At 53.7% G+C, this 15,219-nt stretch carries 12 protein-coding genes and 3 pseudogenes; 13 read left to right on the plus strand and 2 right to left on the minus strand.

Annotated elements, in window-relative coordinates; translation table 11 throughout:
* Nucleotides 1-764, minus strand: a pseudogene (locus tag DS901_RS12520) (transposase); the annotation flags it as partial.
* Between the two features lie 603 nt (nt 765-1,367).
* On the opposite strand from DS901_RS12520, the gene DS901_RS12530 reads away from it, so the two are divergent.
* The 9 genes and pseudogenes from DS901_RS12530 to DS901_RS12570 all read left to right on the plus strand — a co-directional run.
* Nucleotides 1,368-2,345, plus strand: coding sequence for a LysR family transcriptional regulator (locus tag DS901_RS12530; RefSeq protein ID WP_113777291.1), 978 nt, complete (start codon nt 1,368-1,370; stop codon nt 2,343-2,345).
* 226 nt (nt 2,346-2,571) lie between these two features.
* A complete protein-coding gene (locus DS901_RS12535) occupies nt 2,572-5,007 on the plus strand; it encodes a GcvT family protein (protein WP_113777292.1) in 2,436 nt (811 codons plus the stop codon).
* A gap of 43 nt (nt 5,008-5,050) precedes the next feature.
* Nucleotides 5,051-5,809, plus strand: coding sequence for an electron transfer flavoprotein subunit beta/FixA family protein (locus DS901_RS12540; RefSeq protein ID WP_113777293.1), 759 nt, complete (start codon nt 5,051-5,053; stop codon nt 5,807-5,809).
* On the plus strand, nt 5,809-6,732 hold the full coding sequence (locus DS901_RS12545) for an electron transfer flavoprotein subunit alpha/FixB family protein (RefSeq protein ID WP_113777294.1): 924 nt from the start codon (nt 5,809-5,811) through the stop codon (nt 6,730-6,732). Before DS901_RS12540 ends, DS901_RS12545 begins: the two co-directional genes overlap by 1 nt.
* A complete protein-coding gene (folD, locus tag DS901_RS12550) occupies nt 6,729-7,646 on the plus strand; it encodes a bifunctional methylenetetrahydrofolate dehydrogenase/methenyltetrahydrofolate cyclohydrolase FolD (RefSeq protein WP_113777295.1) in 918 nt (305 codons plus the stop codon). Before DS901_RS12545 ends, folD begins: the two co-directional genes overlap by 4 nt.
* 14 nt (nt 7,647-7,660) lie before the next feature.
* Nucleotides 7,661-8,545 (plus strand): formyltetrahydrofolate deformylase, encoded by an 885-nt coding sequence (gene purU, locus DS901_RS12555; RefSeq protein WP_113777302.1) that lies wholly within the window; start codon nt 7,661-7,663, stop codon nt 8,543-8,545.
* 67 nt (nt 8,546-8,612) lie between these two features.
* A complete protein-coding gene (gene serC, locus DS901_RS12560; RefSeq protein ID WP_113777296.1) occupies nt 8,613-9,803 on the plus strand; it encodes a 3-phosphoserine/phosphohydroxythreonine transaminase in 1,191 nt (396 codons plus the stop codon).
* Between the two features lie 110 nt (nt 9,804-9,913).
* The gene (locus DS901_RS12565) at nt 9,914-10,654 is read left to right on the plus strand and encodes a sulfite exporter TauE/SafE family protein (protein WP_113777297.1); all 741 of its coding nucleotides are present in this window, start codon (nt 9,914-9,916) and stop codon (nt 10,652-10,654) included.
* A 182-nt stretch (nt 10,655-10,836) separates the two neighbouring features.
* Nucleotides 10,837-11,099 (plus strand): annotated as a pseudogene (locus DS901_RS12570) (formyltransferase family protein); the annotation flags it as partial.
* A gap of 29 nt (nt 11,100-11,128) precedes the next feature.
* Here DS901_RS12570 and DS901_RS12575 read toward each other — a convergent pair.
* Nucleotides 11,129-11,806: a substrate-binding domain-containing protein gene (locus DS901_RS12575; RefSeq protein ID WP_309472531.1), complete on the minus strand. Its 678-nt coding sequence runs from the start codon at nt 11,804-11,806 to the stop codon at nt 11,129-11,131.
* Between DS901_RS12575 and DS901_RS19000 the strand changes: the two are divergent.
* From DS901_RS19000 to DS901_RS19005, 4 genes and pseudogenes are all read left to right on the plus strand, one after another.
* Nucleotides 11,754-11,927, plus strand: a pseudogene (locus DS901_RS19000) (transposase); the annotation flags it as partial. The gene DS901_RS12575 and the pseudogene DS901_RS19000 sit on opposite strands and share 53 nt — an antisense overlap.
* A 574-nt stretch (nt 11,928-12,501) precedes the next feature.
* Entirely contained in the window at nt 12,502-12,813 is a 312-nt protein-coding gene (locus DS901_RS12585) for a hypothetical protein (RefSeq protein ID WP_147249923.1), read from the plus strand.
* On the plus strand, nt 12,806-13,144 hold the full coding sequence (locus tag DS901_RS12590) for a hypothetical protein (RefSeq protein WP_113777301.1): 339 nt from the start codon (nt 12,806-12,808) through the stop codon (nt 13,142-13,144). Before DS901_RS12585 ends, DS901_RS12590 begins: the two co-directional genes overlap by 8 nt.
* Nucleotides 13,144-15,198, plus strand: a complete 2,055-nt coding sequence (locus DS901_RS19005; protein WP_258546724.1) for an IS110 family transposase — start codon at nt 13,144-13,146, stop codon at nt 15,196-15,198. Before DS901_RS12590 ends, DS901_RS19005 begins: the two co-directional genes overlap by 1 nt.
* Nucleotides 15,199-15,219 lie beyond the last annotated feature (21 nt).

The raw sequence follows: 15,219 nt of genomic DNA on the forward strand, positions 1-15,219 counted from the left end.
GTCTTTGAACTCGCTGGCGGCCTTCATCACGATGTAGGCCGGGCTGGTGATAAGATCATGCGCTTTGAGCACACGATAGACGGAAGCCTCTGATACAAAATAACTTTCCTTGTCAGTGAACGTCACTGCCAATTCCCGTGGCGACAGTTCTGTCTCCTTCAACGCCAGTTTGACGACTTTGCTCCGTACCTCGTCAGGAATGCGGTTCCAGACGTGTTTGGGCTTGGGCGATTGATCCTGTAACCCAGCCTCACCACGCGGCAGATACCGATCGTACCAGCGATAGAATGTGGTGCGAGGAATGCCCAGCTTGGCCAGTGTCAAGCGGGCCGACAAATGCGACCCCTCGACCAGCCTGATGATCTCCAGCTTCTCAGATGCGGGGTACCTCATTCTTGGTCGCCCCCATCGCCTGTCATGCTTTTTTTGAGAAGGCGCAGCTCCAGTGTCTGTTCCGCCACAACTTCCTTCAGATCGCGGGCTTCACGGCGCAGATCTTTCACCTCGTCAGTCGTGGCCGCACGGGCCGTGTCGCCAGCCAGTCGGCGCTTCCCAGATTCCATGAAGTCCTTCGACCATTTGTAATAGATGCCCTGCGAGATGCCCTCACGACGGCACAGTTCGGCAATACTGTCTTCACCTCGCAGACCGTCCAAGACGATCCTGATCTTCTCTTCCGACGAATAATGCTTGCGGGTAGCTCGTTTGATATCTTTGACGAGCTTCTCGCCAGGGCTTTTGTGTGTTCCAGTTGTCTGTCTCATCTTCCACTCCTCAGTGGTTACGATGAGCCAAGAACACTCTCTTATCAAATACGGCTATTTGGACCCATTAGCGCTGACGTCAGACAGTCATGGGGCGTCAACATATGAAAGCTGACGTCCACAAATCCTCTACGAGTGGCAACTTTGTCCCGCACTCCAGTCCTTGATGCATCGCACCGCCAATGGCAGCTTTACGGCACAGCGAACGTTGATACAAAATGCGGCGAACGTCTCTTAAGAGCCCAATCTGTGAATTGGGTTTTCATGCTTAATGCGCTCGCAGCGCAAATGCGACTGCAACGGCATGGCTTTCCATTCGGCAGCACGACGAAAAGCGGTCATTTATTCCAGGTTCGGTGAGGCTGGCGCGCTCAAGGATCAAGCTCTGGCACTGTGCGGTCGTGAAACTTGTTTAAAGCCCCCGGTAGACTGTGATCAACTAGACAAAATTTCCTTAAATTATCAAATGCCCGTTGGGGCCTTGCAGTCGTTCATCGAGCTTTGAAATGGCCGTCCAAGTTTATCGATAGCTGCAGCCTGTTATAAATATTAATTTCAGCTACATGTGCGAGTATAAGGTTTCCAAATTCAGGGACTAACCACATGTCACGACCGCCAACATCCAAGGACTTGAGCCTGAAGTGGCTGGAGCTTTTCCAAACCTGTGCCCGCAAAGGTTCGTTGCAAGCCACCGCAAGGGAAACAGGCTTGTCGATCAGCACGGTCTCGCATCACCTTCGCAGTCTTGAGGGACATTTGGGCATAGACCTGTTTGACCATACCCGCCGCCCCATGGTGCTTACTCCTAAAGGGCATGTTTTCTTACGCAACATTGACGACGCTTTGCTGTCCATTCGTAAAGCAAAGGCGGAGGCATCCTCCGGAAACATTACCGAAGCAAGCTATCTGCGGGTCGGCAGCATTGAGGATCTTGACAGTGATATCGCCCCCGAGCTCGCGGTTTTCCTGTCTCGGAGGATGCCCGGATGTGATTTTCTGTATCATACTGGAACTAGTGGCAACATCACCGAGATGCTGCACAACCGACAATTGGATATAGGCATATCGATCCGCCCATCCGAGCATCTGGGAGATTTGCAAGACCGGCCTTTGTTCAGGGATCCGTTTGTTGTTGTTCTTCCGGCACATGCCGAATTTTCAGTGTCAGAGGTTCTTGCAGGCACGGGAACGTTTCCGTTCCTGCAATTTTCGAGCGAGTTGATTATCGCGCAACAGATCAAATCTCAGTTAAGCCGCCTTGGTGTCACGTTGCCAAATCGGTTTGAATGCGGAAACCACCAAACCCTGATGGCAATGGTTGCGTCTGGTGCTGGCTGGACAATCACCACCCCTTTGTTGTTCGCGCGCGCACGACAGTTCCAGCCGAAATTACGGATGTACAAGTTTCCGGGAAAGAGTTTTTCTCGCACATTGTCATTGATCACGACACCGGATTGTTCGCGGTCTGTCGTGGATCTGGTTGAGGGGCAGTTGCGCACATTGATCCAAGGTCACGTCATTGCGCCGTTCTCGGTCACTACACCGTGGCTGCGAGATCAGGTCTTGTTGATCGATCAATAAACCGCGACTCATTTATTGGTTCCTGTTGACGGATCTTGCTGATCGGCATTTGCCCTTGGGCTGATTGTTCGCTCAGTGCCGCAACAATGCGCAGTTTTTCCCGATTTAGACGCTTAATCCTAATGGGCCGAAGTAGAAGTCCTATTTTTTCGAAAACGTGAAAACCCGCGTTGCTTAGTTGCGGCCAATAGCAAATTTGGAACTCAACAATACGAGAGGGTATCCAATGAAATCGCGGACGAAAGTTGTTGTAATAGGTGGCGGCATTGCAGGCTGTTCAGCACTATTTCACTTGACGCAGGAAGGCTGGACAGATGTGGTTCTGGTGGAGCGCAATGAGCTTACGTCAGGGACAACCTGGCATTCGGCTGCGCAAGTCACGAACTTTGGTGGCAACCAGACGATGGTCGGGCTTAAGACGCATTCGATCGAGCTTTACAAAATACTCTCTGAGGACCCAGCCTATCCGATCAACTATCATCACGCTGACGGTGGTATCCGGCTGGCCAACACCGAAGAGCAGATGCAAGGCTATCGCCATTTTGCGTCAATGGCGCGTGGCATGGATGTGCATCTTGAAGTTTTGGATGCTGAAGAATGTGCCCGTCGCCACCCGCTGATTTCGACGTCTAACCTTTTGGGCGGCCTTTGGGATCCGCTTGATGGTGATATCGACCCCGCACAGCTGTGTCAGGCGCTGGCCTATCACGCCCGTCAGGCCGGAGCCGAAGTCTATCGTAACACACCTGTGACGGCACTGACCCAGCACAAGGATGACACCTGGACAGTTCATACCGAACATGGCGATATTGATTGTGACATCGTCGTCAACGCCTGCGGCTACCGCGTGAACGAGGTCGGCGCGATGATGGGTGTTCACCACCCTGTTGCCTCAATGGAACACCAGTATTTCCTGACAGAAGACATTCCAGAGATCGTGGAATCAGACCGCCGCATGCCACTGCTGCGCTGTCCAATAAGTGACTACTACAGCCGTCAGGAGAAGAACGGTCTGTTGGTGGGCTTCTATGAGCAGGACTGCAAGACTTGGGGCATGGACGGCATTGATCCGAACTTTGTTAACGCTTTGTGCCCTGACGACCTGGACCGCGTCATGACCGTAATGGAGGGTGCTTTTGAACGTATGCCTGCGTTGGCCGAAACTGGTATCCGGTCTATCGTCAACGGCCCGATCACCTACACAATTGATGGCGCGCCACTGGTTGGCCCGATTCCGGGCAAACGCAATGCGTTCTGTATCATCGGCCTGCGCGCTGGTTTGGGCGAGGGCGGCGGCCACGGTTGGTTGCTGGCCCAGCAGATCGTCCACGGCGAAGCCTGCTATGACACTTGGAGCATCGATCCGCGCCGGTTCACTAGCCACACCAATGTGGAATTGACCGCGTTGAAATCCATTGAAGATTATCAAAACGAATTCCGCTTTCACTTCCCGCACGAACACCGCCCTGCGGGTCGTCCGGCGAAGACCACACCGCTGACCCCGATTTTGGCCGCCGAAGGTGCCGAATTCACCGTTGTCAACGGTTGGGAGCGGGTCGATTACATCAAGCCTACGCCTGATTTCCACCCGTCGTTGAGCTTTAACTTCGACGAGGCGTTCGACGTTGTCGCCGCCGAAGTGAAAAATGTGCAAGAAAACGTCGGCCTGTGTGAGGTCAACGGGTTCAACCGGTTCGAGATCACCGGCGCGGATCGCCATGCTTTCCTAGACCGGATGTTCTGCGGCAACGTCACCAAGCGCGACGGTCGCGTTGGGCTTGGCTACATGCTGAACAACCAAGGAATGGTAAAAGGCGAGGCGACTGTTGCCAATATCGCCGCGTCTGATCGCGGACCGCAGCGGGCTTGGTTCGGTTCTGCCGCCGCCGCTGAATTCCATGACATGGATTGGCTGACTAAGCACATGAACGCCGACGAAGACGTTCAAATCAAAAGCCTGACCAATGACCAAACTATTTTGGTTTTGGCGGGGCCAAAAGCACGTGATGTTCTGGCTGCAACAAGCCGCGCAGATTGGTCTAAAGAAGCATTCCCTTGGCTTTCAGTTCGCGAATGTTTCATCGGCTTCTCACCTGCGACCGTATTGGGCGTGAGCTTCTCGGGCGAATTGGCTTATGAAATCCACGTTCCAAACGCATCGCTTTATGCGGTCTATCTTGCACTACGCGAAGCAGGCGAAGCCCATGGCTTGAAACTCTTCGGGGCGCGTGCTGTTGACTCTATGCGGATGGAAAAAGGCTTTATGCACTGGAAGGCCGACCTGCTGACTGAATTCGACCCCTATGAAACTGCGCTTGACCGCTTCATCAAGCCTGAAAAGGGTGATTTCGTCGGTAAGGCTGCGCTGGTCAAACGGATCGAAGCAGGCCCACGCCAAAAGCTGGTGACGCTCAAAATCGACGCCACCCACGCCCCGGCGCACGGCGGCGCGTCACTGATGCAGGACGACAAGGTTGTCGGCACCATCACATCGGGCGAGTGGGGATATCGTGTTGGCATGAACCTTGCATACGCTTTCGTCGACACGGCCCTGTCCGAGGTCGGCAGCACAATGCAGCTTGATCTTCTCGGGGATTTGGTTGGCGCCGAAGTGATCGAAGCCTCGCCCTATGATCCGTCCTATGCCCGCATGCGTGCCTAACCTGCGATTTGGCTTTTAGAAAAACACTGAAGGAACTGTGAAAATGAAAATCCTGGTACCTGTAAAACGCGTCATCGATTATAACGTCAAAGTGCGCGTCAAGGCCGATGAAAGCAGCGTCGACCTGAACAACGTGAAAATGTCGATGAATCCCTTTGACGAAATCGCTGTTGAAGAAGCGTTGCGGCTTAAGGAGCAAGGCAAGGCAACCGAAGTTGTGGTTGTCTCTATCGGCGTGAAAAAGTCAGAAGAGGTTCTGCGCACTGCACTTGCGATGGGCGCAGATCGTGCCATTCTGGTCGAAGCTGCCGATGACGTGCACACCGACATCGAGCCGTTGGCAGTGGCGAAGCTGCTTGCCAAAGTCGTCGCCGCCGAAGAGCCGGGCCTGATTTTGGCGGGCAAGCAGGCCATCGACAACGACATGAATGCCACCGGACAGATGCTTGCAGCGTTGCTGGGCTGGGGACAAGCGACATCAGCTTCGAAACTGGAACTGACCGACGGGACAGCGCGTGTCACACGTGAAGTCGATGGCGGTCTTCAGCTGGTTGACGTCAAGATGCCCGCGATCATCACCTGCGATTTGCGATTGAACGAACCGCGTTACGCCTCTTTGCCCAACATCATGAAGGCCAAACGCAAGCCTTTGCAGATCATCTCGGCGGCGGAATACGGCGTCGATGCCGCGCCGCGCCTAATTGTCAACAAAACCGTTGAGCCTCCACAACGCGCCGCGGGCGAAATCCTAGCGTCTGTTGATGCACTTGTCTCGAAACTTAAAGAAGTGGGAGCTGTCTGATGTCTGTTCTTCTTGTCGCAGAAATTTCCGGGTCTCAAATTGGTCTAGATGCCACCGCCAAGGCGCTAAGCGCGGTTGCGCCACTTGGCCCTGTCACGCTTCTGGCCGCTGGCGAAGGGGCCGATCCTGCACCTTTGGCGGCTTTGGATGGTGTTGCGAAGGTGCTGCACGTGGATGGCGCGATCTATGGCCATCAAATGCCCGAGACCCTGTCTGATTTGATTGTGGCCCTTGCCCCTGAGCATACACACATCGCTGCACCGGCAACCACAGCGGCCAAGGCCGTGTTCCCGCGTGTTGCGGCGTTGCTTGATGTGATGGTGATCACAGATGTGACCAAAATCGAAAGCGCAGATACGTTCGAACGTCCGATCTATGCGGGCAACGCGACCCAGTCAGTAACATCGATAGACCCAATCAAGGTTATGACCGTACGCACCGCTGGGTTCGACGCGGCACCATCGGCCGCGGCCGCACCAATCGACGTCATTGATCCAAGCGCGGGATCGGATTTGTCTCAGTGGGTTGAAGACCGTGTGAACGAAAGTGATCGCCCTGAGCTGACATCCGCAGGGGTTGTCGTTTCTGGTGGTCGTGGTGTTGGTTCAGAAGAAAGCTTTGGTATCATCAACGCGTTGGCGGACACGCTGAACGCGGCTGTCGGCGCGTCTCGCGCGGCGGTGGACAGTGGCTATGCTCCCAACGATATGCAAGTCGGCCAAACCGGTAAGGTCGTCGCGCCTGATCTGTATATTGCCTGCGGCATTTCGGGTGCGATCCAGCACCTTGCTGGTATGAAGGATTCCAAGATCATCGTGGCAATCAACAGCGATGCGGATGCGCCGATTTTTCAGGTCGCGGATTATGGCCTTGTGACCGATTTGTTCGACGCGGTTCCCTCCCTGACAGAGCAGCTCAAATGACAGCGCGAATTATAGATGGCCGCGCGCGCGCGGCGCAATTGCGGACCGACATCAAAACCGCCGTTTCAGCGATGCAACAAGATGGGCTGGGCGTACCAGGTCTTGCGGTGGTTTTGATCGGGGCTGATCCGGCCAGCGAAGTCTATGTCCGTTCCAAATTGCGCGCGACGCAAGAGGCGGGCATCGAGAGCTTTTCGCATCACTTTGACGATACGGTGACACAAGCGGAATTGCTTGCCTTTGTGCATAAGCTGAACGCCGATCCATCTGTTCACGGCATTTTGGTACAATTGCCGCTGCCCGCGCATATCGACAAACTGGCGATTATTAACGCGATCTCTCCTGACAAAGACGTTGACGGATTTCACCTTGAAAACGTCGGGCGCCTTGCCACAGGGCAATCGTCCTTTGTGCCCTGTACCCCGCTTGGCTGCTTGACGCTTTTGCGCGAAGAGCTGGGCGATTTACGCGGCATGGTGGCGACCGTTGTTGGGTGTTCCAATATTGTGGGTCACCCCATGGCAGAACTGTTGTTAAAAGACGATTGTACCGTTCTGATCGCCCATAAATTTACGCGCGACACGGCAGCGCTGGTGCGGCAAGCGGATATTGTCGTTGCCGCCGCCGGGGTGCCCGGTTTGATTAAGGGTGACTGGATCAAACCAGGGGCCTGCGTCATTGATGTTGGTATCAATCGCGTTCCAGCACCGGAAAAAGGCTTGAATGCCGATGGAACGCCGAAAACCAAATTGGTTGGCGATGTCGATTTCGACGCGGCTGTAACCGTCGCAAATGCCATCACACCTGTACCGGGCGGTGTCGGACCAATGACCATTGCCTGCCTTCTTTTGAACACCGTGACGGCGTTTTGCACCCAAGTCGGACGCGAACAACCCGCCAATCTCGCGGCCTAATCTGGATCCGAATGATGACCAAATACTGCCTTACAGTGACCTGCGCCGCCAGCCGCGGAATCGTTGCCGCAATTGCCACCTTTCTCGCTGAAAAAGGCTGCAACATTACTGACAGCTCGCAATTTGATGACGTGGACAACGAACAGTTTTTCATGCGCGTCAGCTTTACGTCGCCTGAAAATCTACTGGACAGCGATCTGAAAGACGCCTTTGCCAAGGTTTCAGAGCCATTCGCAATGATCTACGCGTTTCACGATGAAAGCGTGAAAATGAAAGTTGTTATTATGGTAAGCCGGTTCGGCCACTGCCTGAACGACCTGCTGTATCGCGTGCACATCGGGGCTTTGCCTGTTGAAATCGTCGCTGTTATCTCGAACCACATGGATTATCAGAAGGTTGTCGTGAATAACGATATCCCGTTTCACTGCATTCCCGTGACCAAACAGAACAAACCTTCGGCAGAATCCGCGATCATGCAGGTGGTCGAAGAGACCGGTGCCGAGTTGGTTGTTTTGGCGCGTTACATGCAGATCCTTAGCGACGACATGTGTCAAAAGATGTCGGGCCGGATTATCAACATCCACCATTCCTTTTTGCCATCCTTCAAAGGCGCGAACCCCTATAAGCAAGCCTTTGCGCGCGGCGTGAAACTGATTGGGGCGACCTCCCACTACGTGACTGCCGATCTTGATGAAGGCCCGATCATCGAACAGGACGTCGTTCGTATTACCCACGCCCAGAACCCCGAGGATTTCGTGAACCTTGGTCGCGACGTCGAGAGCCAGGCTCTTGCCCGCGCGATCCATGCCCATGCCCATCACCGGGTATTCCTGAATGGCAATAAGACCATCGTGTTTTCTGCCTCACCGGGAAGCTACAGCTCTGAGCGGATGGGCTAACGTTTAGCCCCTGTCGCGTGTCGCTGAAAATACTGAACAGATGCCCTTTTATATAAGGTGATTGAGAATGAACTCGCATAGCCCACACATCCATCCGGCCCTTGCCGGCTCACTCAGCACGACGGTTCGCGCGGAGGAGGTCATTAACTTTAGTCCTGGCCCGACTTCGTTGCCCGAGGCCGTCGAGCAAGTAATTGCCACAGGTTTCAACACGCCCGGATTGACGTCTTTGGCGCTGTCACACCGGTCGCCAGAGTTTCTGTCCATCCTGAATCACACTTTGGCATCCGTCCGAACGGCGATGAATATCCCCGAAGACTACGAAATCTTGTTCACCCACGGTGGTGGTCATGGCCAGTTTGCCGCTGTGCCGCTGAACCTTTGTCACGATCTATCTGACGTCGCCACCTATGTCGTCAACGGAACTTGGTCGCTGCGGGGACGGGACGAGGCAGCAAGATATTGCAACCCCCAAACCATTAATGCCGCGGATACAGAAACCGGGGCTTATACTGGTTTTCCCGAACTGACCGAGGCGAATATCGATCCGACCAGCAAATTTATTTACCTCTGCTCGAACGAAACCGTGAACGGTATCGAACTGCACAGGCTTCCAAAGCTACCAGAATCGCGCAAACATATTCCGTTGGTTATTGATGCGAGTTCCGATTTCTCGACGAAGCCTATCGACTGGTTGGAATGCGGCGTGGGCGTTCTTTTTGCCTGCGCATCCAAGAACATCGGCCATCCGGGTTTGACCCTAACAATTGTGCGCAAAGATCTTCTTGGCGCGGGCAAGGCATCGCCGCTGTGCCCCGGTGTCTTTAACTACACCACCAACAGCGAGGCCGAAGGCCTGTGGAACACCCCTGCAACCTTTAATATCGAAGTTGTTGGTCACGTGATGGATTGGATCAAGGCTGAGGGCGGCGTAGACGAGATCGAACGCCGGTCGATCGCCAAGGCCAAGACGCTGTACGATGTGATCGATGGATCCAATGGTTTTTATGGCACGCCTGTGACTGACACCGTTTTGAGAAGTCGCATGAATGTCCCGTTCAATATCGCGGGCGGCGATGAGAAACTTACGGATAAATTTCTTATCCAGAGTTGGGAAAAAGGCATGATCGGCTTGCGGACACTGACACCTTTTGGTGTCGGGGATTATCTGAGAGCAAGCCTTTATAACGGCGTCACAGTGCAAGAAGCCACGACATTGGCGGATTTCATGCGCGCGTTTGCTGCTGAAAATACCTAATTCAGGTGGTGAATGAAAATTGAGAACAGGCGTTGCGGTGCCTGTTCTTCGCGCTGCATTGCAGCATATAAGACTGTCGAAGCCCCCCATTTGAATTTGAGCCCGCCAAAATGCTTACCACGACGACCCTTCTCGTAGTTTCAGCCGTTTTGTTTTCAGCCTTCTTACGGGGGATGGCTGGTTTTGGCTTCTCGCTTGCGGCGGTACCTATCATTTCTCTTGTGCTTTCGCCCGTAGATGCGGTGGCGATCGGGGTGATGTTACAGGTCATAATCGGGTTGCGCGAAGTCTTTGTGCTTAAGGGAAATATCCACAAACCGTCCTTGACCCGCCTAACGCTTGGTTCTTTGATCGGCACGCCGATTGGTGTCATCGCACTGACGGCGCTCAGCCCGGATGGGGCCCGAATTCTGATCGCTTTGGCCATACTTGCCGGGCTGGCCATGATTATGCGGAACAAACCGACGGTTTCGCACGCCTCAAACGGGCTGGCTGTGGCCGCAGGGATTGCCTCTGGCGCATTTTCCGGGCTTGCAGCGATCCCCGGCCCACCGGCCGTCGCCTATTATCTGGGCACAGGGATCGATACAATTCAGACCCGCGCTTCACTGATGCTTTTCTTCTTCTTTGCGTCGCTTCTTGCGATGCCCGGACTTATCATTGCGGGTGCGGTCAACGCTAACACGCTCTGGCTTAGCGCAATATCATTCCCTGCCCTTGCCGCAGGCACCTGGCTGGGCACCGAGGCTTTTAAACGCTTAGATAATGCGCAGTACCGGAATTTGGCAATCATTGTCATGGCCGTTTCCGCGGTTCTATCGGGCTGGCGTGGCGTGTCAGCTTATCTCTGATAAATAGGGGCAGCGCATCCCAACCGCCCCCCCCCAAAAAAACCTACATGAAAAGCAGGCACAACGACTAAATAGTTTCTTGCGTTGGGTTGCTGAACAAATCAGAATGCAGCGTCTGTCGTTGCATCCGCTGCGAAAGCGAGTTTTTCTGGTTCTTCTACGCGCTCGTAGGCAACAAACGTGAACGCGGGGTGAAGCTGATCGGTGCGACCTCGCACTATGTAACGGCGGACCTTGATGAAGGCCCGATCATCGAACAAGATATCGTGCGGATCACACAGGCCCAGAGCGCCTCGGGTTATGTCTCGCTCGGCCGTGATGTCGAGGCAGGTGTGCTGGCGCGGGCAATCCACGTCCATGCGCATCACCGCGTCTTTCCTAACGGCAATAAAACCGTGATTTCCCGGCATCGCCCTGCAGCTACAGTTCGGAACGCATTGGATAAAGGGCCTGAACCGGAATGGTTTAACTAATTCAACTACGGGCGCTGTCATGCGCCCGTAACAGGCAGTCTAGAAACGTGCTTGTTTTTCGGTCTGGTGCTGGCTGTTGGCGATAGATAGCAGCAAATTGCACATCGTATGACAGCCGGGTCGGAAAAAGTGGCCAGTACCGTTCCTGACCGCCTGAATTTTCCGCGTAATGATCGGCTAGAAACCCGATGTATCGGCCGGACTGAACCAGCAAAGCCAAGGCCTCTTCGTCTTTGACGTTCGCAGCTCGTATCAGATTCAGACGATTGCCAGCCTGCATGTTCGGTGAATTAAAGGCGTATCCAGCGTACTTGTGCGATGAAAGTATCTCGTGCGGGGCGATGTTGGCCGTATCCTGACCAAACATTTCGTGACCTTTCCCACAATAAAGCCTCATGGTCTCTGCATAGAGCCGTTCAATCTTAAGCGCGGTATTGGGAAGGAAAACCGGTACAACCGCCAGATCGAGCTTGCCGCCAAAGACGCCGTTTTCCAAGGCTGTCAAAGTATCAAAAGAAAGCTCAATCTTAACGCGCGGCGCAACCTTGTCGAAAGTGGCGATAGCGTCATGAATATGGGCATCGGGATTCGCGGAGGATTGATCGTACAAACCCAATCGGATTGTTCCGGTCAGCGAAGTGGCAGAGCGGCTTGGGGTTAGCACCAAGTCGCTGTACACTTGGAAGGCGCAGTTTTCGAAGTCACCACGTGCCAGATCGGAGGTTGCGGAGCAGGCTGCTGAGATCAGACGTTTGAAGCGAGAGCTGGCCCGTGTGACCGAGGAACGCACGATCTTAAAAAACCGTTCTGGATTGGGGCCCGCCTGTGCGCGGTAGAAACAGCTTGTGCTATCGTTGCGATATGAAGGGCAGCGGCCGTTCGCTTATTGGTGGTCCAGGCATTGCCAGGAACCCCGTTAAAAAACGTGGCCCATGGGTTGATGCGAACTTGAGAATGGTGACGCTGCTTTTGCACTGGTCCCGATTAGGAAGATGACGGATTTGCATAACCCACGCCCTTCTGTTGCCAACAGGAGGATGACCGCAACCTGATTTGTGCAATAATGGCCAAATCGACTGTCGGCGGGTTGTCGGACATGTGTCGGCGTGGCGTCGGGCTTTGGGGCGGGATGCAGGTTTTGTGTGTAGGTGTGGCGATTGTGGGGTTTGCTTGTCGGCGCGGGGCGTGCGTTCGCAAATCGCTGGTGACGGCTGCTGAAGCAGGCTCTGGCGGAGGGCGGGGATCTTGAAATTCTACCCGCGCGACGGCGTGATGCGATAAATGTCAGGGTTGTGCGGCTTCTGCCTTTACGTGTGTAGGTGCAAAGGTTAGCTTGCTGTTAATACGATCCATTTGAACTAAGAGATTTTTTATATGCGTTTTTTGAAAGTATGGTTTTTGACTGTATGCGCTGGAGTGTACGGTTCCGATGCTTTGGCTCAGCAAACGAGAACACCCCTAGAAATGTGTCTCGACTATACCCAAGCACTAGATGCACAGGTGTTGAACTGTGAAGCGGCGCTGCTAGCTGATGGCGTGACGTCGGACCAACTGTCCTATTTACCCGTGATTATTGCGATACTGGGCGCAGTTTATTTGACTCCGATCGTTGCTGAGTTGCACGGTGAGGTTGTTGATCATTGGTTGTTTTCTGTAACCAAATTGTCGGTATCTCTGCATGGATAAGTTAAAGGAAATTTCTTTTTCACTCTCATTCGTTTCTCTTGCCGTGGTGGCTGTTGACTTCTGGCCATTTTTGTTTGCCTTGATCGCCATGGCGCTGGTTTGCCTGGGAACACTTTTTTCGCCACCCGAAGTTGATTTTTTCAAGGTTATAAAACTCTGGGCTTGCGCATCGGTTTTCTTGCTAATTTCATTTTTTCGCTATCCTGGGTTGCTACTCGAACCTATGGTCATGGGGCTCAAGTTTTGGTGCATTCTATTGGGTCTCTTTTCTCTCGATCTAATGTCGCTTGCGGTACGCAAGTTAACAATTTTTCATAAAGACAAGAAGTAATGGGCGGACTTACAAATGCGACAGTTGCTACTGCGGAGACGACTGAGGAATTGCGAGGTGCGCTAGAGCGGCTCAATGACTTTAATAACTACGCAAGGAACTCCGACTTTAGTGATGTTTTAGCCGACGCGGTGGTTGGATCAGTTACAAACGCTACCGGTCCAGATTCTCTACCGGCTTCAGAATCCGGCAAGGCTGCAGTGGTATATGGGCTCGGTGGTGCGGCCCTCGGTATAGTAAATACGCCTGCCGCTCTAACGGTAATGCTGGTTCCTGAAGTCATATTGGATGCTACAAACGGGGACACTGTAATTGATGTAACTAACGCAATAACAGGCGCTGAAATTAGTTCCCCTGAGGAGATAGTTCTAGACCAAATTGAAGTTCTCGAAGTTTTAGAATCGTTGGCTTCTGGCGAAGCAGTCGCAACAAATGAAGTGATAGATGTAATTGAGGAAAGCCTTGGTTACATAAAAAACAATACGACCGTTTCTCCTGCTGCGGCAGCCCTGGCGGCGGATGTCGAGGAAAAACTTGAGGCTGCGCGTGAAAATGCCATTGACCCACTGGGCGACGGTTCTGCGCCAGGAGTAAATGATGACGGTGGGGACGCAGACAACCGGACTGACAATGAAATAATTGAAGATTTGATCGAGGAGATACTCAGAGAGGAAGCCAAATCAACTACTAAGAGCGATAACGACGGGAGCGATAGTCCTCATGCGCCAACAACATCGATTCGGCCAGTCGCTCGACCTGACGATTTAGATACGAGCGGTTCAACCAAAGCTGATGAAAAGGATGAGCCAATACGTGCGTTTGGCACCTTCACCCATGATCTGCATGACTTGGTTGCGTGGTTTAAGTCGCATGGCGTCACGAGTGTCGCGATGGAATCGACAGGCGTCTATTGGATCCCAGCTTACGAGATACTTGAGCAGCACGGCTTTGAGGTTATTCTGGTCAACGCCCGCTACGCCAAGAATGTACCGGGGCGCAAGACCGATGTCAGTGATGCAAGCTGGCTGCGGCAGCTGCATTCTTATGGTTTGTTGCGCGGTAGCTTCCGACCAGCTGCCCAGATTGCTACCTTGCGGGCGTACCTGCGCCAACGCGAGAGGCTGGTGGAATATGCGGCGGCCCATATCCAGCACATGCAGAAAGCTCTGATGGAGATGAACCTACAGCTGCATCATGTGGTATCTGACATCACTGGTGTAACCGGCATGAAGATCATCCGCGCACTTGTCGCAGGTCAGCGGGATTTGGATGTGTTGGCATCCTACCGCGATGTGAGGTGCCGCGCGTCGGTTGAGACAATCAAAGCCGCCCTGAACGGCAATGACCGACCAGAACACATCTTTGCACTGACCCAATCGCTGGAACTCTATGACTCCTACAAAGGCAAAATGCTGGAATGTGATCGCCACCTTGAGACAACGTTGGCGACATTGGGTGCAGATACGAAGCATGACCCCAGCCAATTGCCGCGCGCGCGTACAAAGACCAAACAAGTCAGCACCCCGTCTTTTGATGTCCGAGCCGCACTGTTCGGTGTTCTTGGTGTCGATCTGACCGAGATCCACGGGATGGGGCCTTCATTATCACTCAAACTGGTTGGCGAATGTGGGACGGACCTGCGCGCATGGCCAAGTGCCAAACACTTTACGTCGTGGCTCTGCCTTGCACCGGGCAACAAGATCTCCGGTGGCAAGGTGCTGTCATCTCGGACGCGACGCTCATCAAGTCGTGCGGCGGCCCTCTTGCGATTGGCTGCTGTCACGATTGGCCGTAGCGATACCGCTCTTGGTGCTTTTTATCGACGATTGGCAGCACGGGCAGGCAAGGCCAAAGCGGTCACCGCGACGGCCCGCAAGATCGCTGTTCTGTTCTACAACACCTTGCGACACGGCATGACCTACAAAGATCCCGGCGCATCGCATTATGAGGAACGATACCGCAATCGTGTACTCGGTAATCTCAAACGCCGGGCCAAGTCGTTTGGCTATGGTTTACAAGAATTGCCAAGTGAGGCTGACATGGCTGTTTCTTAGGAAGGCCACCCAGTTCTTCGC

It is taken from the genome of Loktanella sp. D2R18 (assembly GCF_003318235.1).
Classification (GTDB): Bacteria; Pseudomonadota; Alphaproteobacteria; order Rhodobacterales; family Rhodobacteraceae; genus Yoonia.